Source organism: Xanthomonas sp. LF06-19 (genome assembly GCF_034105425.1).
GTDB lineage: Bacteria > Pseudomonadota > Gammaproteobacteria > Xanthomonadales > Xanthomonadaceae > Xanthomonas_A > Xanthomonas_A sontii.
The window spans coordinates 253,045-271,990 of record NZ_JAXGGH010000002.1 but is presented as its reverse complement, the minus strand read 5'-3'; the positions used below and the strand labels follow the sequence as shown (position 1 = coordinate 271,990).

At 71.5% G+C, this 18,946-nt stretch carries 18 protein-coding genes; 10 read left to right on the top strand and 8 right to left on the bottom strand.

Features of this window, described 5'->3' with window-relative positions; genetic code table 11:
- Nucleotides 1-348: 348 nt before the first annotated feature.
- Genes purD through purH form a run of 3 tightly spaced genes read right to left on the bottom strand, consistent with a single transcriptional unit; the run spans nucleotide 349 to nucleotide 4,152 of the window.
- Entirely contained in the window at nucleotides 349-1,638 is a 1,290-nt protein-coding gene (gene purD, locus SLW55_RS05155) for a phosphoribosylamine--glycine ligase (protein WP_267093031.1), read from the bottom strand.
- Nucleotides 1,639-1,693: 55 nt separating this feature from the next.
- On the bottom strand, nucleotides 1,694-2,557 hold the full coding sequence (locus SLW55_RS05150; protein ID WP_267124656.1) for a hypothetical protein: 864 nt from the start codon (nucleotides 2,555-2,557) through the stop codon (nucleotides 1,694-1,696).
- 11 nt (nucleotides 2,558-2,568) lie between these two features.
- Nucleotides 2,569-4,152 (bottom strand): bifunctional phosphoribosylaminoimidazolecarboxamide formyltransferase/IMP cyclohydrolase, encoded by a 1,584-nt coding sequence (gene purH, locus SLW55_RS05145; protein ID WP_320744781.1) that lies wholly within the window; start codon nucleotides 4,150-4,152, stop codon nucleotides 2,569-2,571.
- A gap of 256 nt (nucleotides 4,153-4,408) precedes the next feature.
- Here purH and SLW55_RS05140 point away from each other — a divergent pair, with 256 nt between their 5' ends.
- From SLW55_RS05140 to SLW55_RS05105, 8 genes are all read left to right on the top strand, one after another.
- Nucleotides 4,409-5,023, top strand: coding sequence for a CDP-alcohol phosphatidyltransferase family protein (locus SLW55_RS05140; RefSeq protein WP_320744779.1), 615 nt, complete (start codon nucleotides 4,409-4,411; stop codon nucleotides 5,021-5,023).
- 62 nt (nucleotides 5,024-5,085) lie between these two features.
- Nucleotides 5,086-6,840, top strand: a complete 1,755-nt coding sequence (locus SLW55_RS05135; protein ID WP_152237842.1) for a bifunctional alpha/beta hydrolase/class I SAM-dependent methyltransferase — start codon at nucleotides 5,086-5,088, stop codon at nucleotides 6,838-6,840.
- Complete coding sequence (locus tag SLW55_RS05130) at nucleotides 6,837-8,174, top strand: phosphatase PAP2/dual specificity phosphatase family protein (RefSeq protein WP_267098759.1); 1,338 nt, start codon at nucleotides 6,837-6,839, stop codon at nucleotides 8,172-8,174. Before SLW55_RS05135 ends, SLW55_RS05130 begins: the two co-directional genes overlap by 4 nt.
- A complete protein-coding gene (locus SLW55_RS05125) occupies nucleotides 8,171-8,605 on the top strand; it encodes a hypothetical protein (protein ID WP_267098758.1) in 435 nt (144 codons plus the stop codon). Before SLW55_RS05130 ends, SLW55_RS05125 begins: the two co-directional genes overlap by 4 nt.
- A 13-nt stretch (nucleotides 8,606-8,618) precedes the next feature.
- Nucleotides 8,619-10,085: a TIGR04222 domain-containing membrane protein gene (locus SLW55_RS05120; RefSeq protein WP_320744778.1), complete on the top strand. Its 1,467-nt coding sequence runs from the start codon at nucleotides 8,619-8,621 to the stop codon at nucleotides 10,083-10,085.
- Nucleotides 10,085-10,738, top strand: coding sequence for a CDP-alcohol phosphatidyltransferase family protein (locus tag SLW55_RS05115; RefSeq protein ID WP_043093545.1), 654 nt, complete (start codon nucleotides 10,085-10,087; stop codon nucleotides 10,736-10,738). The genes SLW55_RS05120 and SLW55_RS05115 overlap by 1 nt, the downstream gene beginning before the upstream one ends.
- On the top strand, nucleotides 10,735-11,367 hold the full coding sequence (locus SLW55_RS05110) for a lysophospholipid acyltransferase family protein (protein ID WP_017909397.1): 633 nt from the start codon (nucleotides 10,735-10,737) through the stop codon (nucleotides 11,365-11,367). The genes SLW55_RS05115 and SLW55_RS05110 overlap by 4 nt, the downstream gene beginning before the upstream one ends.
- Nucleotides 11,364-12,338 (top strand): phosphatidate cytidylyltransferase, encoded by a 975-nt coding sequence (locus SLW55_RS05105; protein WP_017916454.1) that lies wholly within the window; start codon nucleotides 11,364-11,366, stop codon nucleotides 12,336-12,338. Before SLW55_RS05110 ends, SLW55_RS05105 begins: the two co-directional genes overlap by 4 nt.
- A gap of 414 nt (nucleotides 12,339-12,752) precedes the next feature.
- Here the strand turns inward: SLW55_RS05105 and fis are convergent, their stop codons facing one another.
- From fis to prmA, 4 genes are all read right to left on the bottom strand, one after another.
- Nucleotides 12,753-13,025: a DNA-binding transcriptional regulator Fis gene (fis, locus tag SLW55_RS05100; protein ID WP_010343856.1), complete on the bottom strand. Its 273-nt coding sequence runs from the start codon at nucleotides 13,023-13,025 to the stop codon at nucleotides 12,753-12,755.
- A gap of 116 nt (nucleotides 13,026-13,141) precedes the next feature.
- Nucleotides 13,142-13,831 carry a DUF3426 domain-containing protein gene (locus SLW55_RS05095; RefSeq protein WP_320744775.1) on the bottom strand — a complete coding sequence of 230 codons (690 nt, stop codon included), beginning with the start codon at nucleotides 13,829-13,831 and terminating at the stop codon, nucleotides 13,142-13,144.
- A 299-nt stretch (nucleotides 13,832-14,130) separates the two neighbouring features.
- Nucleotides 14,131-14,577 carry a helix-turn-helix domain-containing protein gene (locus SLW55_RS05090; RefSeq protein ID WP_267098754.1) on the bottom strand — a complete coding sequence of 149 codons (447 nt, stop codon included), beginning with the start codon at nucleotides 14,575-14,577 and terminating at the stop codon, nucleotides 14,131-14,133.
- Nucleotides 14,578-14,663: 86 nt separating this feature from the next.
- The gene (gene prmA / locus SLW55_RS05085; protein ID WP_320744773.1) at nucleotides 14,664-15,584 is read right to left on the bottom strand and encodes a 50S ribosomal protein L11 methyltransferase; all 921 of its coding nucleotides are present in this window, start codon (nucleotides 15,582-15,584) and stop codon (nucleotides 14,664-14,666) included.
- Nucleotides 15,585-15,999: 415 nt separating this feature from the next.
- On the opposite strand from prmA, the gene SLW55_RS05080 reads away from it, so the two are divergent.
- Nucleotides 16,000-16,929, top strand: a complete 930-nt coding sequence (locus SLW55_RS05080) for a hypothetical protein (protein WP_320744772.1) — start codon at nucleotides 16,000-16,002, stop codon at nucleotides 16,927-16,929.
- The gene (locus SLW55_RS05075; protein WP_150409239.1) at nucleotides 16,926-17,282 is read left to right on the top strand and encodes a hypothetical protein; all 357 of its coding nucleotides are present in this window, start codon (nucleotides 16,926-16,928) and stop codon (nucleotides 17,280-17,282) included. The genes SLW55_RS05080 and SLW55_RS05075 overlap by 4 nt, the downstream gene beginning before the upstream one ends.
- A gap of 258 nt (nucleotides 17,283-17,540) precedes the next feature.
- Here the strand turns inward: SLW55_RS05075 and accC are convergent, their stop codons facing one another.
- The gene (gene accC, locus SLW55_RS05070; RefSeq protein ID WP_017911501.1) at nucleotides 17,541-18,908 is read right to left on the bottom strand and encodes an acetyl-CoA carboxylase biotin carboxylase subunit; all 1,368 of its coding nucleotides are present in this window, start codon (nucleotides 18,906-18,908) and stop codon (nucleotides 17,541-17,543) included.
- Nucleotides 18,909-18,946 lie beyond the last annotated feature (38 nt).

The following is an 18,946-nucleotide window of genomic DNA, read 5'->3' as shown; positions in this document are numbered from 1 at the left end:
TTGCTCGTCGCGGCTGAAGCCGCTCCCACAAGGAGTGGATCGGGTGTCCTTGTGGGAGGAACTTCAGTCCCGACGCCGGATGGTGTCAGCCCGCATCGGGCTTTGCTCGTTGCGGCCGAAGCCGCTTCCATAGGGAGTGGGTCGGATGTCCTTGTGGGAGTGACTTCAGTCCCGACGCCGGGTGGTGTCAGGCGGCATCGGGCTTTGCTCGTTGCGGCCGAAGCCGCTCCCACAGGGAGTGGGTCGGATGTCCTTGTGGGAGGAACGTCAGTCCCGACGCCGGATGGTGTCAGCCAGCATCGGGCTTCGCTCGTCGCGGCTGAAGCCGCTCCTGCCCGTGGCGACGTGTTACGCCCCCTGCTCGCGCGCGATCGCGCGCCAGCCGATGTCGTGGCGGTGGAATTCGCTGGCCCAGTGAATCTGCGCCACGCCGGCGTAGGCATGCCGCTGTGCCTCGGCCACGCTGTCGCCCAGCGCCGCCACGCACAGCACGCGGCCGCCGGCGCTGAGCACGCGGCCCTGCGCGTCCAGCGTGGTGCCGGCATGGAATACCTTGGCGTTGCCCGGCACCGCGTCCAGGCCGGTGATCGCTTCGCCGGTGACAGGCGTCTCCGGATACGGCGCCGCCGCCAGCACCACGCCCAGCGACGGGCGCGGATCCCACTGCGCTTCGGTGGCGTGCAGGCGTTCGTCGAGCGCGGCCTCGAGCAGGTCGAGCAGGTCCGACTGCAGTCGCAGCATCACCGGCTGCGTTTCCGGGTCGCCGAAGCGCACGTTGAATTCGATCACCTTGGGCGCGCCACTGGCGTCGATCATCAGCCCGGCGTAGAGGAAACCGGTGAACGGCACGCCGTCGTCGCGCATGCCGCGCACGGTCGGCTCGACCACCTCGCGCATCACCCGCGCGTGCACCTCGGGCGTCACCACCGGCGCCGGCGAGTACGCGCCCATGCCGCCGGTGTTGGGGCCTGTGTCGCCGTCGCCGACGCGCTTGTGGTCCTGGCTGGTGGCCATCGGCAGCGCGGTGTGGCCGTCGACCATGGAGATGAAGCTGGCTTCCTCGCCGTCGAGGAATTCCTCGATCACCACGCGCGCGCCAGCGTCGCCGAACGCGTTGCCGGACAGCATGTCGCGCACCGCGGCCTCGGCCTCGTCCAGCGACATCGCCACGATCACGCCCTTGCCGGCGGCCAGGCCGTCGGCCTTGATCACGATCGGCGCGCCCTTGTCGCGGACATAGGCCAGCGCGGCCTCGACCTCGGTGTGCACGGCGTAGAACGCGGTGGGAATGCCATGGCGCTGCAGGAAATCCTTGGCGTAGGCCTTGCTGCCTTCCAGCTGCGCGGCGGCGGCGCTGGGGCCGAAGATGCGCAACCCGGCGGCGCGGAAGCGGTCGACCACGCCCAGCACCAACGGCACTTCCGGGCCGACCACGGTCAGCGCCACGCCTTCGTCCCGGGCCAGCGCCAGCAGCCCGTCGAGGTCGTTGACCTTGACCGGCACGTTGCGGCATTTGGCCTCGCCGGCGGTGCCGGCATTGCCGGGCGCCACCAGCACTTCGTCGACACGGGGGGACTGGGCCAGCTTCCAGGCCAGGGCGTGTTCGCGGCCGCCGGAGCCGATGACGAGCAGTTTCATCGCGGAATTCCAGATTGCAGGGAAAAGGGGAGCGGCTGCGCCGGGCGCGCGTGCCTCACGTGCAGCCTTCGCGCTGCAGCGCCTCGGGGAAATGGTAGGTCCAGGTCTTCGCGTCCAGGGCGAAGCGGTGGCTGCGCTGCACCGGCCGCTGGCCGCACTCCGTGCCGGTTTCCTCGATCAGCAGCGGCCAGACGCGGGCGGCGTGGTCGCGGTCGTCGAAGCGCAGGGCGAAGTCGATGGCGAACTGGCCAGCCTTGCAGTCCGCGGCCGCATCGGCGGCATCGCAGTCGGCGGCGGCGCTGTTGTCGATGTGGCTGCGCACGCTGCCGGCGTCGACCAGGCCCTTGGGGCCGGGCAGGATCAGGGTCTGCGATTGCAGCGCATAGCCCTGGCCGAACCAGCCGTCCTCGACGCGGAACCCGTAGAAATCGCTGCCGGCGCGGACGATGCCGACCTCGCCGGGTTGGCCCTGGCTGCCGTAGGTGCCGCCGGTGCGCTCGGCGGCGACGGCGAAGCCCTGGCCCTCGGGGCGCAGCACGTAGAAGTCGATGGTGCCAGGTTCGGGATGGCCGGCATCGCGCAGCGCGCCGCACACCGCCAGCAACTGCTGCCAGCCGTCGCCGGTGACCACCGGCTGTTCGGCGCAGACCTGCCAGTCCACCGCATGACTCTCGCCCCCCTGGGTCCATTGCCCCGGCCAATGCCCGACCAGCGTCGCGGCGCTGCCGTAGCGTTGCTGCAGGAACGCCTGCAGCCGCGCGGTGCGGCTGACGTGGGGCTGGGCCGCCGCGCTGGCGTGGGCCGACGCAGGTGCCGCGCTGGGTGCGGGCGTCGCGGCCGGCTTGCAGCCGCCCAGCACGAGGGCGCCGGCCAGGGCCAGCACGGCGAACGGACGCGGCACGACAGCGGACAGGCGCATCGCTGCAGACCTCAGTGGCGGAAGTGGCGCACGCCGGTGAACACCATGGCGATGCCGTGCTCGTCGGCCGCGGCGATGACCTCGGCGTCGCGCATCGAACCGCCCGGCTGGATCACCGCCTTGATGCCGGCCGCGGCGGCGGCGTCGATGCCGTCGCGGAACGGGAAGAACGCATCGGAGGCCATCACCGAGCCCTCCACGGCCAGGCCGGCGTCGGTGGCCTTGATGCCGGCGATGCGCGCCGAGTACACCCGGCTCATCTGCCCGGCGCCGACGCCGATGGTGCGGTGGTCCTTGGCGTAGACGATGGCGTTGGACTTGACGTACTTGGCCACCTTCCACGCGAACAGCAGGTCGGCGAATTGCGCCTCGGTCGGCGCCAGCCGGGTCACCACCTTCAGCGCATCGCGCGGCACCACGTGCGCGTCGCTGGTCTGCAGCAGGATGCCGGAGCCGACCCGCTTGCTGTCGATGCCGTAGGCGCCGTCGCCGGCGGGGATGCGCAGCACGCGCACGTTGGCCTTCTTCTTGGCGTACTCCAGCGCGGCGTCGTCGTAGTCGGGGGCGATCAGCACTTCGACGAACTGGCGGTCCAGGATCGCCTGCGCGGTGGCCGCATCCAGGCGCCGGTTGAAGGCGATGATGCCGCCGAAGGCGCTGGTCGGGTCGGTGGCGTAGGCCAGTTCGTAGGCGTCGCCGCAGCCGGCGCCGACCGCCACGCCGCACGGGTTGGCGTGCTTGACGATGACGCAGGCCGGCGCGTCGAACTGGCGCACGCATTCCCAGGCCGCATCGCTGTCGGCGATGTTGTTGTAGGACAGCTCCTTGCCCTGCAGCTGGGTGAAGGTGGCCAGGGTGCCGGGCGTGGGGAAGAGGTCGCGGTAGAACGCGGCCTGCTGGTGCGGGTTCTCGCCGTAGCGCAGTTCCATCACCTTGACGAAGCTGGAGTTCATCTGCGCCGGGAACGCGCTGCGCGTGGGCACGGCGGCGTCACTGGCGGTGACCGCGGACAGGTAGTTGCTGATCGCCGCGTCGTACTGGGCGACGCGGTTGAACGCGGCCACCGACAGGGCGAAGCGCTTGGCCGCCGAAAGCCGGCCGTCGTTGGCCTCCAGCTCGGCCAGCAGTTCGGCGTACTGCGCCGGATCGGTGGCCACCGCCACGCGGGCGAAGTTCTTGGCCGCCGAGCGCAGCATCGCCGGGCCGCCGATGTCGATGTTCTCCACCGCGTCGGCGAGCGTGCAGTCGGCCTTGGCGGTGACCGCCTCGAACGGATACAGGTTGAGCACCAGCAGGTCGATCGCGGCGATGCCGTGCTCGGCCATCACCGCATCGTCGATGCCGGCGCGGCCGAGCAGGCCGCCGTGCACCAGCGGGTGCAGGGTCTTGACCCGGCCGTCCATCATTTCCGGGAAGCCGGTCAGTTCGGACACGTCCTTCACTGCCAGCCCGGCCTCGCGCAGGGCCTTGGCGGTGCCGCCGGTGGACAGCAGCTCGACGTCGCGCGCGGCCAGCGCGCGGGCCAGGTCGATCAGGCCGGTCTTGTCGGAAACGGACAGCAGCGCCCGGCGCACGGGCAGGAAATCGGAGGACATGAGGCAGGGCGGGGGCAGCGGAACGGGCTGCCATTGTAGGCGCTGAGGCCCGCCGACGCCCGGCCGGCCGGGCCCACGGGCCTGCGGATCGCATGCGCGGCGGCGCCGGCACACGGTGTGCGCGCCTCGCCGTGGAGCCGCGCGCGCGGTGCGTGCGGGCCGTGCAGAACACCTGCGCCGTGGCTTCGGCCGCGCGCGCAGCCGCTGCGATGCATTAGGCTGTCGCCGCCCCGCCCTCGCCGTCAGGACCACGCGCGTGTCGATCTATGCCCTCAAAGGACGTTTCCAGGACCTGCTGCGGCCGGGCGTGCGCGTGCTGGACCGGCTTGGCGTCACCGCCAACCAGGTGACGGTGGCTGCGGCGCTAGTGTCGCTGCTGGTCGCCGCGGTGGTGTACGCGCAAGGCGCGGCGCAGCCGCTGTGGTACGCGCTGCTGCCGCTGTGGATGCTGCTGCGGATGGCCTTGAACGCGGTGGACGGCATGCTGGCGCGCGAGTTCGGCCAGCAGTCGCGGCTGGGTGCCTACCTCAACGAACTGTGCGACGTGGTCGCCGATGCGGCGCTGTATCTGAGCCTGCTCGGCGTGCCTGGCGTCGGTGCCGGCTGGCTGTGGCTGATGGCGCTGACCGCGGCCTTGACCGAATATGCCGGCGTGCTCGGGCTGATGGTCGGCGCCAGCCGCCGCTACGATGGGCCGATGGGCAAGAGCGACCGTGCCTTCGTCATCGGCGTGCTGGGGCTGCTGCTGGCCGGCGCCTGGATCGGCGCGGCGACGGTCACGGCCGTCGCCATGGCGGTGGCGCTGTTGTGCGCGGCGACCGTGCTGCGCCGGGTCGCGGCGGGATTGCGCGAGGCGGCGGCACGCGCGTGAGCGGGGCGGCCGGCGTGGCCGCGGCGAACAGGGATTCAAGACAGACAAGGAATCGGCAACGGATGCGGCAGGTCAACGAAAGCGAATTCGCCAGTTTCGACGGCACACGATTGTTCTACCGGCACTGGCCGGCCACGACGCCGGCGGCGCCGCCGCGGGCGGTGGTGCTGCTGCACCGTGGCCACGAGCATTCCGGGCGGGTCATGCACCTGGCCGAGGAACTGGGCCTGGACGAGTGCGCGCTGTTCGCCTGGGATGCGCGCGGCAACGGCCGCTCGCCCGGCGCGCGCGGCGACGCGCCCGGCTTCTCGGCGCTGGTGCGCGACCTGGACCGCTTCGTCGCGCACATCGGCGAGGTCCACGGCATCGCCGTGCAGGACATCGTGGTGGTGGCGCAGAGCGTGGGCGCGGTGGTCGCCAGCACCTGGGTGCACGACTACGCGCCGCCGCTGCGCGCGCTGGTGCTGGCCTCGCCGGCGTTCAAGGTCAAGCTGTACGTGCCGTTCGCGCGGCCCGGGCTGGCCCTGATGCAGACGCTGCGCGGCAACTTCTTCGTCAACAGCTACGTCAAGCCGCAGTGGCTGACCCACGACCCGGCGCGGGTCGAGAGCTACCGCAACGATCCGCTGATCACCCGGCCGATCTCGGTGCGCGTGCTGCTGGGCCTGTACGCGGCGGCGGATCGCGTGGTCGGCGATGCGCAGGCGATCACCGTGCCGGTGCAATTGCTGGTGTCCGGCAGCGACTTCGTGGTGCACCGCGGCCCGCAGGACCGCTTTTACGAGCGCCTGTCCTCGCCGGTGAAGGAGCGCCACCTGCTGCCCGGTTTCTTCCACGACACGCTGGGCGAGCGCGATCGCGCGCCGGCGCTGGCGCAGATCCGTCGCTTCGTGCGCGAGCGCTTCGCCGAGGAACCGGCATTGCCCAGTCTGCGCCACGCGCACCGCCGCGGGCCGACCTTCGAGGAAGCCGAGCGTCTGGCCTGGCCACCGGAACGGTACAGCCTGCAGGATCTGCGCTGGCGCGGCGTGCGCGCCGGCCTGCGCCTGGGCGGGCAGCTCTCCGAAGGCATCGCCCTCGGCCTGCAGACCGGTTTCGATTCCGGCAGCACGCTGGACTACATCTACCGCGACCAGGCGGCCGGGCGCGGCCCGCTGGGGCGGATGATCGACCGCAACTACCTGGATGCGATCGGCTGGCGCGGCATCCGCGTGCGTCGCCAGCATCTGCATGAGCTGCTGGGCCTGGCGATGCAGCGGCTGCGTGCCGCCGGCCTGCCGGTGCGCGCGCTGGACATCGCCGCCGGCCACGGCCGCTACGTGCTCGAAGCGCTGGCCGGCGGCAGCCAGCGCGCCGACGCGATCCTGTTGCGCGATTTCAGCCCCTTGAACGTGGCGCAGGGTCGCGCGCTGATCGCCACGCTCGGCGCCACCGACATCGCCCGCTTCGAACAGGGCGACGCCTTCGACCGCGACGCGCTGGCCGCGCTGCAGCCGCGGCCGACGCTGGCGGTGGTGTCGGGCCTGTACGAACTGTTCCCGGACAACGACCAGGTGCTGCGCTCGCTGCAGGGCGTGGCCGCGGCGGTGGAACCGGGCGGCTACCTGGCCTACACCGGCCAGCCCTGGCATCCGCAGCTGGAGTTCATCGCCCGCGCGCTGACCAGCCACCGCGGCGGCGCGGCCTGGGTGATGCGCCGCCGCACCCAGCAGGAGATGGACGAACTGGTGCGCACGGCCGGCTTCCGCAAGCTGGAGCAGCGCATCGACGAGTGGGGCATCTTCACCGTGTCGCTGGCGCAGCGGATCGCGCCATGAGCGCCGCGGCCGCGCGGCCGTGGCGGCGGGCGCTGGCCTGGCTGGCGCTGCTGGGGCCGTTCTTCTTCCTCAGCTACGGCCTGGCCAACACGCTGGCCGCGCGTCGCGCCGCCGTGCCGTCGCTGCCGTTCGCCTGGGAACCCCACATCCCGTTCTGGCCGTGGACCATCGTCCCGTACTGGTCGATCGACCTGTTCTACGTGATCTCGTTCTTCGTCTGCCGCACACGTGTCGAACTGGGCACGCATGCGCGGCGTCTGCTCACCGCGCAACTGCTGGCGGTGGGCTGCTTCCTGCTGTGGCCGTTGCGCTTCAGTTTCGAGCGGCCGCCGACCGAGGGCGTGTTCGGCTGGCTGTTCGCGGTGCTGCTCGGTTTCGACAAGCCGTTCAACCAGGCGCCGTCGCTGCACATCGTGCTGCTGGTGGTGCTGTGGGTGCGCTATGCGCAGCACCTGCACGGGCTGGCGCGGCTGGCCCTGCACGGCTGGTTCGCGCTGATCGGGCTGTCGGTGCTGACCACCTACCAGCATCACTTCCTCGACGTGCCCACCGGCCTGGCCGCCGGCTGGCTGTGCGTGTGGCTGTGGCCGGAGCGCATCGCCGCGCCGTGGCGCGCCGCGGCACCGGCGCGCGATCCGCGGCGCTGGCGCCTGGCCGCGCTGTACCTGCTCGGCAGCGCGGCCTGCGTGGCCGCCGCACGCGCGCTCGGCGGCGCCGGCTGGTGGCTGCTGTGGCCGGCGCTGTCGCTGCTGCTGGTGGCGCTCAGTTACGCGCTGCTCGGCCCGCCGGGCATGCAGAAACGTGACGACGGCCGCCTGAGCCTGGCCGCGCGCTGGCTGTACGCGCCGTACCTGGCCGCCGCCTGGCTCAACTCGCGTGCCTGGACCTGGCGCGATCCTGCGCCGCGCGAGATCGCCGACGGCGTCTGGCTCGGGCGCCTGCCCGGCCGCGGCGAGCGCACGCGCTTCGCCGCGGTGGTCGATGTCAGTGCCGAACTGTCGTTGCGCGAGGCGCAGGCGCACGACCGTGTGGTGCCGATGCTGGACCTGGTGGCGCCGCCGGCCGCGGCCTTGCGCGCGGCCGCCGACGCGATCGCGGCGGCGCGCACGCACGGCGCGGTGCTGGCCTGCTGCGCGCTGGGCTATTCGCGCAGTGCGGCCGCGGTGGCCACCTGGCTGCTGCGCAGCGGCCGTGCCGCCACGCTGGACGACGCGCTGGCCCTGTTGCGGGCGCGCGCGCCACGCATCGTGCTGGGACCGGCGCAGCGTGCCGCCATCGCCGCCGCCTGCACCGCGCCGCCGGCGCCGCTGCAGGCGCAGGAGGTGCCGGCATGAGCACGCCGCTGGAACTGCGCACGATGGCGGCGGTGTTGCGCCAGGGTGCGCCGCTGGACCGGTTGTCACTGATGTTGCTGGCCACGGCCCTGCTGCTGGTCGCCTGGTATGCCGGCACCGGCGCCGTGCTCGCCGCGGCGCTGTGCGCAGGCTCGGCGCTGGCCGGCCTGCTGCAGCGCTACTGGGCGGCACGGGTCGGGTTGGATGTGGACCTGCTCGAGGCGGTGCTAGCCGAAGCGGAACCAGCGCGCGCCGGTGCCGACCTGGATGCGGTCCTGCACAGATTGGGCCTGCTGCGCACGCTGCCGCCGCCGCGCGATTGGCTGGCGCGCTGGCAGGGCATGCGCCGCCTGTTGCGGCGGCAGTTGATCGCGCTCGCGGCGCAGTGGCTGGCATTGCTGCTGGCGCTATGCACGGCGCAGTTTGCATGAGGACGCAGGCGTCATGACCGACGAACCCGCAGCGACCTTGCGCTCCGACGTGGATGCGGCGCGGCACGCGCTGTGGCAGCGCCTGCAGGCCTACCGCTTCGGCGAGGGCGAAGCGGCGTTGCCGGCGTTCGTGCGCCGCGTGGCCAAGGAAGCCAACGTGTCGCAGGCGCTGGCCGCGCACGCGGTCGAGGAATACCGGCGCTTCTGCTTCCTGGCCTGCGTGGCCGGCGAGGAGGTGACGCCCAGCGCCCTGGTTGACCAGGTCTGGCACACCCACCTCACCGATACCCGCGAGTACTGGCAACGGTTCTGCCCGCAGGTGTTGCGGATCACCCTGCATCATCAACCCGGGCGCGGCGACCCGGCCGACGCCGAGCGCTTCCAGGCGCAGTACAAGGCCACGCTGGGGTACTACTGGCATCACTTCGGCGAGCCGCCCTTGGCGTGCTGGCCGGCGCCAGCCGGCGCGCCGAATGCGCCGGCACCGCGCCAGGCCGGTACGCGCCGCGTCGTCCGCGCGCGCGGCGGCGGCGCCCTGTGGGGCTGGATGCTGGGCGTGGCGCTGCTGTTCGCGGTGCTATGGCAGGGCAACGGCCCACGCTCGCCGCTGCACTGGCCCGGACCGCCGTTCCTGCTGCTGTTCCTGGCCGGCATCGGCCTGGCCTGGAGCCTGGGCGCGCGCCTGCGCCTAGCCGTGCGCGGACTGCGCGGCGCTGACACCCAGGCGCTGCTGGACCCGGCCGAACTGGCGTATCTGGCCGGTGGCAGCGAGCGCGTTGCCGATCAGCAACTGGCCCTGCTGCTGGCGGCCGGCGCATTGCGCCTGCAGCCCGATCCGAATGTGCGCCGCCACGCGCGGCTGGAGCACACCCGCGTCGCCGCACCGCCGGCGCTGCAGCGTGCGCTGGCGACCGTGCGTGCGCAGCCGCAGCTCCAGCAGGCGCTCGCCGCATTGCGGCGCGACGCCGCGCCGCTGCGCCGGTCGCTGGTCGACAAGGGGCTGTGGCTGGGCCATGGACAGGCGTTGTGCGCCCGCCTGTTCGGCGCCGCACCGTTGCTGGCGCTGTGGATGGTGGGCCTGCTGAAGCTGCGCATCGGCCTGCAGTTGCAGCGCCCGATCGGCTTTCTGGTGGCGGCGATGGTGGTGGTCGCGGTCGTTGCGCTCGGCTTCCTGCTCACGCCGCCGCGGCGCAGCGTCGCCGGCGATGCCTTGCTGGCCGAGCGCGAGGCGGCCTGGCGCGATGGCGTCGCCGCGCCCTCGCTGGCGCCCGGTTCGCATCTGGCGCTGCCGCTGGCCCTGGCCGGCACCAGTGTGCTGATGACCACGCCCTGGGCCGATTACCACGCCTTGCGTTTGCCGCTGCCCAACGGTGCTGGCTGTAGCGCTTCGACCAGCAGTTGCGGTGGGGGCGGTGGCAGCAGCGACGGCGGCAGCAGTTGCGGCGGTGGTGGCTGCGGCGGCTGTGGAGGCGGCGACTGATGGCCGCTTCGACCTGGCAGGCGCGGCGCGCGCAGTGGCGCGCGCGGCTGGCGCTGGCGTTGCGCGCGCGCGGAGCCACGCCGAATGGCGTGTCCTGGACCGGACTGGCGTGCGCGGTGCTGGCGGCGCTGATGTTCGCCCTGGCCTGGCGCGAGCCGCCGGCCAATGCCGCCGCGCTGCTGGTGCTGGCGGCGCTGGCGCTGCAGGCGCGGCTGCTGTGCAACCGCCTGGACGGGCTGCTGGCGCAGCAGGCGCAGATGATCGGCCGTGCCGGGGCGGTGTACAACGAAGCGCCGGACCGGTTGTCGGACGTGGCGGTGTGCCTGGGCGTGGGCTATGGCCTGCAGCCGGTGCTGGGCGTCGGTGCGGAGCTGGGCTGGGCCGCTGCGCTGGTGTGCATGGGCACCGCCTACGTGCGCATGCTCGGCCTGGCCTGCGCGGTGCGCGAACCGTTGCAGGGGCCGATGGCGCGCGTGCAGCGCATGCATTGGCTGTCGCTGGCCGCGTTGGCGGCGGCCGCTGCATTGCTGCTGCAGCACGCCACACTGGCCTACATGCTGCTTGCCGTGGCGCTGGCGCTGTTGATCGCCGCCGCCGCCCTGACCATCGCGATTCGCGTGCGCGCCATCGTGCGCGAACTGGAGTGGAAATGATCGCCCGTCTGATCGCCCGCGGCTGCAGTGCCGCGATCCGTCTGCTCACCGGCGCACGTGCGCTGTGGCGCGGCTGCATGCCGTCCAGCGAGCGCCGCGTGTACTACGGCAACCACGCCAGCCACGGCGATTTCGTGCTGATCTGGTCGTCGTTGCCGGCAGCGCTGCGACGCGAGGTGCGGCCGGTGGCGGCGGCCGACTACTGGCAGCGCGACGCGTTGCGCCGCTACCTGATCCACGCGGTGTTCAACGGCGTGCTGATCGAGCGCGATCCGCAGCAGCGCCAGCGCGATCCGATCGCCTGCCTGTGCGAGGCGGTCGACGGCGGCGGCTCGCTGATCCTGTTTCCGGAAGGCACGCGCAATACCGAGGAGGGGCTGCTGCCGTTCAAGAGCGGTCTCTATCACCTGGCGCGGCAGCGTCCGGAACTGGAGTTCGTGCCGGTGTGGATCGACAACCTCAAGCGGGTGATGCCCAAGGGCAAGTGGCTGCCGTTGCCGTTGCTGTGCACCACCACCTTCGGCGAACCGCTGCGGCTGGGCGCCGGCGAGGACAAGCAGGCCTTTCTCGATCGCGCGCGCGCGGCCTTGTTGGCGTTGGCGCCGGAGCAGGCGGAGGCCGCCCGATGAATCCGATCGCGCTGAGCGAACACCTGCAGCAATCCTCGCTGCGGCAACAGACGGTATGGCTGTTCCTGGGCATCGCCACGGTGCTGGTGGTGGCCACGCTGATCGCCGAGACCCTGCGCTGGCGGGCGCGCGAACGGCCCAGTGCGGTGCTGGACAACCTGGTGGCGCGGATCCGCGCCTGGTGGGTGATGGCGACGGTCGTGGCGCTGGCGTTCGCCTTCGGCCGGCTCGGCGTGATCGTGCTGTTCGCGCTGGTGTCGCTGTTCGCGCTGCGCGAGTTCATCACCCTCACTCCCACCCGGCGCGGCGACTACTACGCGCTGCTGGCCGCGTTCTACGTGGTGCTGCCGTGGCAGTACTGGCTGGTGTGGAGCGACTGGTACGGCCTGTACACGCTGCTGATCCCGGTCTACGCGTTCCTGGTGCTGCCGATCCTGTCCACCATCGGCGGCGACACCACGCGCTACCTGGAGCGCACCGCCAAGGTGCAGTGGGGGCTGATGATCAGCGTGTTCTGCATCTCGCACGTGCCGGCGCTGCTCAACTTGCGCATTCCCGGCTACGAGGACCGCAACCTGCTGCTGTTCGCGTTCCTGGTGATCGTGGTGCAGTCCTCCGACGTGCTGCAGTACGTGTGGGGCAAGCTGCTGGGCCGGCACCTGATCGCGCCCAGGCTGTCGCCGTCCAAGACCGTGGAAGGTTTCGTCGGCGGCATCCTCTCGGCCAGCCTGCTCGGCGCGGCGCTGTGGTGGATCACCCCGTTCTCGCCGCTGCAGGCGTTCGCGCTGGCGCTGGTCGCCAACCTGATGGGCTTCTTCGGCGGCCTGGTGATGTCGGCGATCAAGCGCGACCGCGGCATCAAGGACTGGGGCCACATGATCGAAGGCCACGGTGGCGTGCTCGACCGATTGGACTCGGTGTGCTTCGCGGCGCCGGTGTTCTTCCACCTGATCCGCTATGGGTGGGTGTGAGGGCGGGGAGTGGGGATGTCGGGATTGGGGATTCGTTGGAGTGGCGCGCGCTGCGAGTGTTGCGCCTGCGTAGGAGCGGCGTCAGCCGCGATGCTTTACCGAGCGCGCATCGCGGCCGATCGCGCAGCAGGAGGACAGCATGGCGTCCGCACCCGCATCTTCAGACGATGTCGCGTCGGGGCTGAAGCCCCTCCCACAATGGCGAGGCGCGCGGTTCGGCGTTCGGTGTTTTTCTTCGCTGCGGTAATGCGTTCGATCGCCTGGGTGGGTTTCAGGCGTCGCGGCTGAAGCCGCACCTATGAGGGCGATGCACCGGCGCTACAAGCTGGGTTGCCGTGTCGGATCGCTTGACAGTCGAGTCATGCAGGACAGCATGCTGGATCCCGATTCCCGATTCCCGATTCCCGGCCTCCCTCAGGCCAACCCGTATTCCTTGAGCTTCTTGCGCAAGGTGGCGCGGTGGATGCCCAGCAGCGCGGCGGCGCGGCTCTGGTTGCCTTCGCAATGGTTGAGCACTTCCACGAACAACGGGATCTCCATCTCGCGCAGCACGATCTCGTACACGTCGTCGGCGTCGCAGCCGTCGAGGTCGCGCAGGTAGCGGCGGACCGATTGCGCCACGTGTTCGCGCAGCGGCGGCTTCGGCGCGCCGCGACTGGAGTCAGGACGAGTGGTGGCGGCGTTCAAGTTCGACGGATCCCCGGGTGACAGCGGCGCCGGACGGCAGGAGGGCCGGCGCGGGGGGACGAGTCTAGCGCGTGGCCTGCGCCGCTGCCATGGCGTAGTGCCCGAACGCAGCGTTCTCAGTGGAAATCGAAACTGAATGCCGCCGTCTCGGCGGCCGGTTCGCGCACCTGGAACGCGATCTGTGCGCTCTGTCCCGGCGCCAGTGTGGCGCTGTCCGGCCGTGCGCGCCCCAGGTACTCCTGCGGGCGCAGCACGCGGCTGCCGATGGTGCGGCCGTCGGCGTCGGCCAGCGACAGTTGCAGCAGCGGCCAGGCCTGCGCCCAGCGCGCGTCGTTGCGGAAGGTCGCCTGCACCTGCAAGGTGCCGGCATGGCCGGGCAGCGGCCGCACCTCGCGGCTGAGCATGGTGAAGGCGGCCGGCTCGTGCCAGGCCGGCACGCTGCAGCGCAGGACCTGGCAGACCCCGGCCACCCACGGCCGCCAGCGCGGGTCGGCGCCCAGGCGCTGGCGATCGGCGATCAGGATCTGCAGCGCCAGCAGCAGGCCAAGCCCGGCCAGTGCGATCCACTGCCAGGGCGCGGCACGCAGCACCGGGCGGCGTTCGCGCGGGCCATGCAGGAAGCTGGGCGCGGCGGCGGCGGACACTGGCGAGGTGGGGACTGTCGCGGGAGTCGCGCCCGCGGCCGGTGCCAGTGCCGGGTCGGTCGCCGACGCGCGGGCTAGCGACAGCGTCTCCAGGTCGCCCGCATCAGGTGCGGCGTGGACCGCGTCAGTCTCTTCCTCGGCCGGCTTCACGTTCGCAGACACTGGTGAGACGCTCGACGCCACGGGCGGCGCTGCAGTGTCGGTCAGCGGCGTCGCGTGTGCCGACGCGTCACCGCCCGCCGCCGGCGCGACCGGGGTCTCGCCCTGTGTGGCGGACGGATCGGGCTGACGCAGCAAGGTGGCGAGGCTGGGGCGGGGCGGAGTGCGATCGGGCATGCGCGCGGGCGACGACGGCGAGAGCCGTATTCAAGCACGCGCCGGCGGGATCTGCAGTGCGCTGCCGGCGGATCGTGGTCTTTGTCAGCGCTGGACGCTCTACGGAGCGAGGGTCACGCGGCGGCTCAGCGCGACTTGCGGGTGTCGAGCAGGTCCAGCAAGCCGGCGCGCTGACGCGGGCTCAGGCTGTCGAAGCGCTCCAGCAGGCGCAGTTGCTGGTCGGTGAACTGGTACTGGCTGGGCAGTTCGCCGATGGCGGCGGCATCGGCCGTCATCGGTTCGCCGAACACGCGCTCGCCGCGGCCGGTGGCCAGGTATTCGAAATGCAGCCCGCTGCGGCGGGCCAGGGCGATCAGGTGCTCCAGCGCCGGCGCGGTGCCTTCGGCCATTTCCCACTGCGCCACGGCGCTGCGGGTCACGCCCAGGTCCAGCGCCAGGGCCTCCTGGGTGAGGCCGGTGAGCTTGCGCGCTTCGCGCACCCGTTCGTACAGCTTGCTGTTCACACGCACCTCCGCAGGGGAGGCGAGATATAGCCGCGCCGGCGGCCGCGCTTGGTTCGCGGCGCTGTCCATCATTGAAATGTTAGCGATACTGTCCCTGGCGCAATGGGCCGGCTGGCCTTGAGGTGGACCACGCCCCGGCCTGGCCGTGCCCCGGTTCAGTCCCGGCGCACGCCGTCGATGCGCATCCAGTCGCCGTCCTGTTCGGTGCGCAGTTGGGCGAACCACGGGGCGTAGCGCTGCAGCAGCTCCTGTTCCTGGCCATGCAGGATGCCGGACAGGGCGATGCGCCCTCCCGGCGCCACGCGCGCGGCCAGGGTCGGCGCCAGCGCATCCAGCGCCGAGGCGAGGATGTTGGCCACCACCACTGGATAGGTGGCCGCCGGTTCGTCGGCAGGCAGGTACACGACCAGGCGCTCGCCCACCGCGTTGCGCTCGGCGTTGTCGTGGCTGGCCAGCAGCGCCTGCGGGTCGTTGTCCACGCCCACCGCGGCGGCGGCGCCCAGCTTCAGCGCGGCCAGCGCCAGGATTCCCGAGCCGCAGCCGAAATCGAGCACGCGCGCCTGCGCCAGGACGCCGTCGGTGGCCAGCGCATCCAGCCAGCGCAGGCACAGCGCGGTGGTCGGGTGGGTGCCGGAGCCGAACGCCAGGCCCGGGTCCAGGCGCACCACGGCGGCATCGGCGCCGCTGGCGTCCTCGGGCAGGTCGTGGTTCCACGGCACGATGAAGGTGCGCGCACCGAAGCGCATCGGCTGGAACTGGTCCAGCCAGGCCCGTTCCCAGTCCTGGTCGTCGACCTTGCGGAAGGTGGCCTGGGTCCAGTCCAGCCCGGGGTCGAAGGCCTCCAGCGCAGCCAGCAACACCAGCGCGTCCTGCTCCTCGGGGAACAGCGCGGTGAGCACCAGCGTGCCCCACAGCGGGGTCTCGCCCACGCCCGGTTCCAGGATCGCGCGTTCGTTGCTGGTGTCGGCGTCGGCATCGAGCAGGGTCACCGCCAGCGCGCCGACATCCTCCAGCGCGGTCTCGTAGCGGGGCTGGGTGGCGTCGGTGCAGCGCATGGTCAGTTCGAGGAACGGCATCGGTCGGTGGGGCAATCAGGGGAAGCACGCATCTTAGACGGGCGGCGGGCTTCGCGCTGGAGGCCGACTTGCGGCGGAGCGGGGGACGGCACGCATTTCGGCCGGGTGCGAACCACCTCCAGCCGGCGCCGTTCGGAATGCGACACGCGACGGCGGTACGCGGCGTCGCGCTGGCCGCACCGGGCCGAACAGGCCCAGCAATGCGTTCGGACGCTGCCGGGCCAGCACCGGCACTGCGATCTGCACCGCGCCGCCCGTGACGCCGTGCCGTTCGTCCGTGCCGCCGGTCCGCACGTCCATGCGTCACGCATTTGGCGCATGCCGCGCCCGTGGCCTGGGGTAGACTGCCGGCTCGCAGCGGCCGGGCGACAGGGGGTCCGGCTGCGCTTCTGCCCGTGGTCCGGCTCTTTCGCGCATGCCCGTCGTGTCCCGTCCAACCTGGCTGTTGCTGGCGCCCGCCGCGCTGTTGCTGGGCGTGGTCGCCTATCGCGCGCTGTCGCTGCCGGCGGCACCGATGGCGGCGCTCGCGCCGGCGAGCGTGGTGGCGGCCGACGCCTACCCCGCGTCCGCCACGCCGGCCACGGCGTCGCGCCAGGCGTCGGCGCCTGCGCGCCTGCGTGAGGAGAAGGAGGGCGAACACAGTGCCGACCTCTACCGCGCCGCGCAGCAACTGTCGATCGCCGCCGCGCACGGCGACCCCGAGGCGTCCTGGCGGCTCAGCCGCATCTACGACTACTGCGCCGGCTATGCGATGGACCCGGTCGGCTACGGGGCCGATACCCGCGCCATCGCCGACGCGCGCCTGCCGACCTCGGCGCAGATGGTGCAGGCGCGCGCCCGCGTCGGCCGCCGCTGCGCCGGCTTCGCGCCCGGCGACGGCCTGACCCGCCAGGCCATCGTCGCCCAGCGCGTGCAGGCCGCGCGCGGCGGCAACCTGGCCGCCGAAGCGGCGCTGCTGGCGCTGGGCCAGCCGTTGCATGCCGGCGCCGAGTACAAGCGCGATCTGGTCGCGCGGGTGCGCGCCTCCGGCGATCCCGATGCCTACGTGGCGCTGTCGCCGGCGATGGGCCTGGCCGCCAGCGGCGACGACAGCCTGGACGGGCGCGTGGCCGGCACTCAGTTTTCCGAATTGGCCTGGCAGTTGGCCGCCTGCAGGCTGGGATTGGATTGCGGCCCGGACAGCGAGTTGATGACCCGCTATTGCGCCAACGGCGGGATCTGCTCGCGCGACCCCACGCAGGACTTCAGCAGTTTTGTTTACGACGCCGCGGTGCCGCGGCAAGGCACGGACACGATGAACGACATGGTCAATCGACTGGTGGACAGCAAGGGAGCAGGCTCATGAATTACCGGCGATGGCTGCACGGCGCCAAATTCTGGTTCTGGGTCCTGGCCTTCGTCGCCTATTCGGCGGCGGCGGCGGGCCTGTTGCTGATCGACACCGCCGAACAGCGCTACCGCGGCCTGTCCAAGGTCGAACTGACCACCGCGCACTCCGCGCCGGACGTGCGCCGCGCTGGCGCCGCACAGGTGGCGGCGATCTACCGCGCCAACAGCGGCATGCCGTTCTCCACCCTGGCTCCGGGCAGCACCTTCCAGATCGTCTGGCCGGACGGCTCCACCGAGACGGTGATGATCGTCAGCCCGACCTCGAGCCTGGGCGTGGAGCCGGTGGCGGGAACCCAGCAGGGGAAGTAGCCGGGAGTGGGGAACCGGGAATGGGGAATCGCAAGAGCGGGTTCCCGGCCCCTCATTGCACTGCGCGGTGGTTGTCGCAACGATGTCGGCGACGGGCGCCGACGCGCTACGTCGAGGCCATTCGCTCCCGGGGCCTATTCGTTCCGCCCCGATCCCGTGGTGCTTATGCGAGCGCGCTAGCGAGGTCGCGGCCTTCACCGCCGAAACTCGGGAGCCGGCACTGCCGATTCCCGATTCCCGTTTCTCCATTCCCGGCTGTCAAACCAACGCAATCGACTTGTTCTTGCGCTCGGCCAGACGCTTTTCCAGGTAGTGGATGTTCTGGCCGCCGGCCTGGAAGCCCTTGTCGCGCATGATCCGCTGCTGCAGCGGGATGTTGGTCTTGATGCCGTCCACCACCATCTCGCTCAGCGCCACGCGCATGCGCGCGATCGCGGTCTCGCGGTCGGGGCCGTGCACGATCAGCTTGCCGATCATCGAGTCGTAGTTCGGCGGCACCTTGTAGCCGCTGTAGATGTGCGTATCCACGCGCACGCCGGGGCCGCCGGGCGGGTGGAAGCCGGTGATCAGGCCCGGGTTGGGCATGAAGGTTTCCGGGTCCTCGGCGTTGATGCGGCACTCGATCGCATGGCCGCGCAGGACGATGTCCTTCTGCTTGATGCTGAGCTTGTGCCCGGCGGCGATGCGCAGCTGCTCGCAGACCAGGTCGATGCCGGTGATGCGCTCGGTGACCGGGTGCTCCACCTGGATGCGCGTGTTCATTTCGATGAAGTAGAAGCGCCCGTTCTCGAACAGGAACTCGAAGGTGCCGGCGCCGCGGTAGCCGATGCGGATGCAGGCGTCCACGCAGACCTTGCCGATCTCGTTGCGCAGTTCCTCGGTGATGCCCGGCGCCGGCGCCTCCTCCACCACCTTCTGGTGGCGGCGCTGCATCGAGCAGTCGCGCTCGCCGAGGTGGATGGCGCCGCCCTGGCCATCGGCCAGCACCTGGATCTCCACGTGGCGCGGGTTCTCCAGGAACTTCTCCATGTACACCTGGTCGTTGCTGAAGGCGGCCTTGGCCTCGGACTTGGTGGTCTCGATGGCGGCCTTCAGCGCGGCCTCCGAATGCACCACGCGCATGCCGCGGCCGCCGCCGCCGCCTGCGGCCTTGATGATCACCGGGTAGCCGATCTCGCGGGCGATCTTGGTGTTGGCGACGATGTCCTCGCCCAGCGGGCCGCCGGAGCCGGGCACGCACGGCACGCCGGCGGCCTTCATCGCGCGGATCGCCTCGACCTTGTCGCCCATCAGGCGGATGGTGTCGGCCTTGGGCCCGATGAAGATGAAGCCGGACTGCTCCACGCGCTCGGCGAAGTCGGCGTTCTCCGACAGGAAGCCGTAGCCGGGGTGGATGGCCTGGGCATCGGTGACCTCGGCCGCGGCGATCAGCGCCGGGATGTTGAGGTAGCTCTCCGACGAGGGCGCCGGGCCGATGCACACCGACTCGTCGGCCATGGCCACGTGCTTGAGGTTGCGGTCCACGGTGGAATGCACCGCGACCGTGCGGATGCCGAGCGTATGGCACGCGCGCAGGATGCGCAGCGCGATTTCGCCGCGATTGGCGATGACGACTTTATCGAGCATGGGAAGGCCGGGAATTGGGAATGGAGAATCGGGAATGG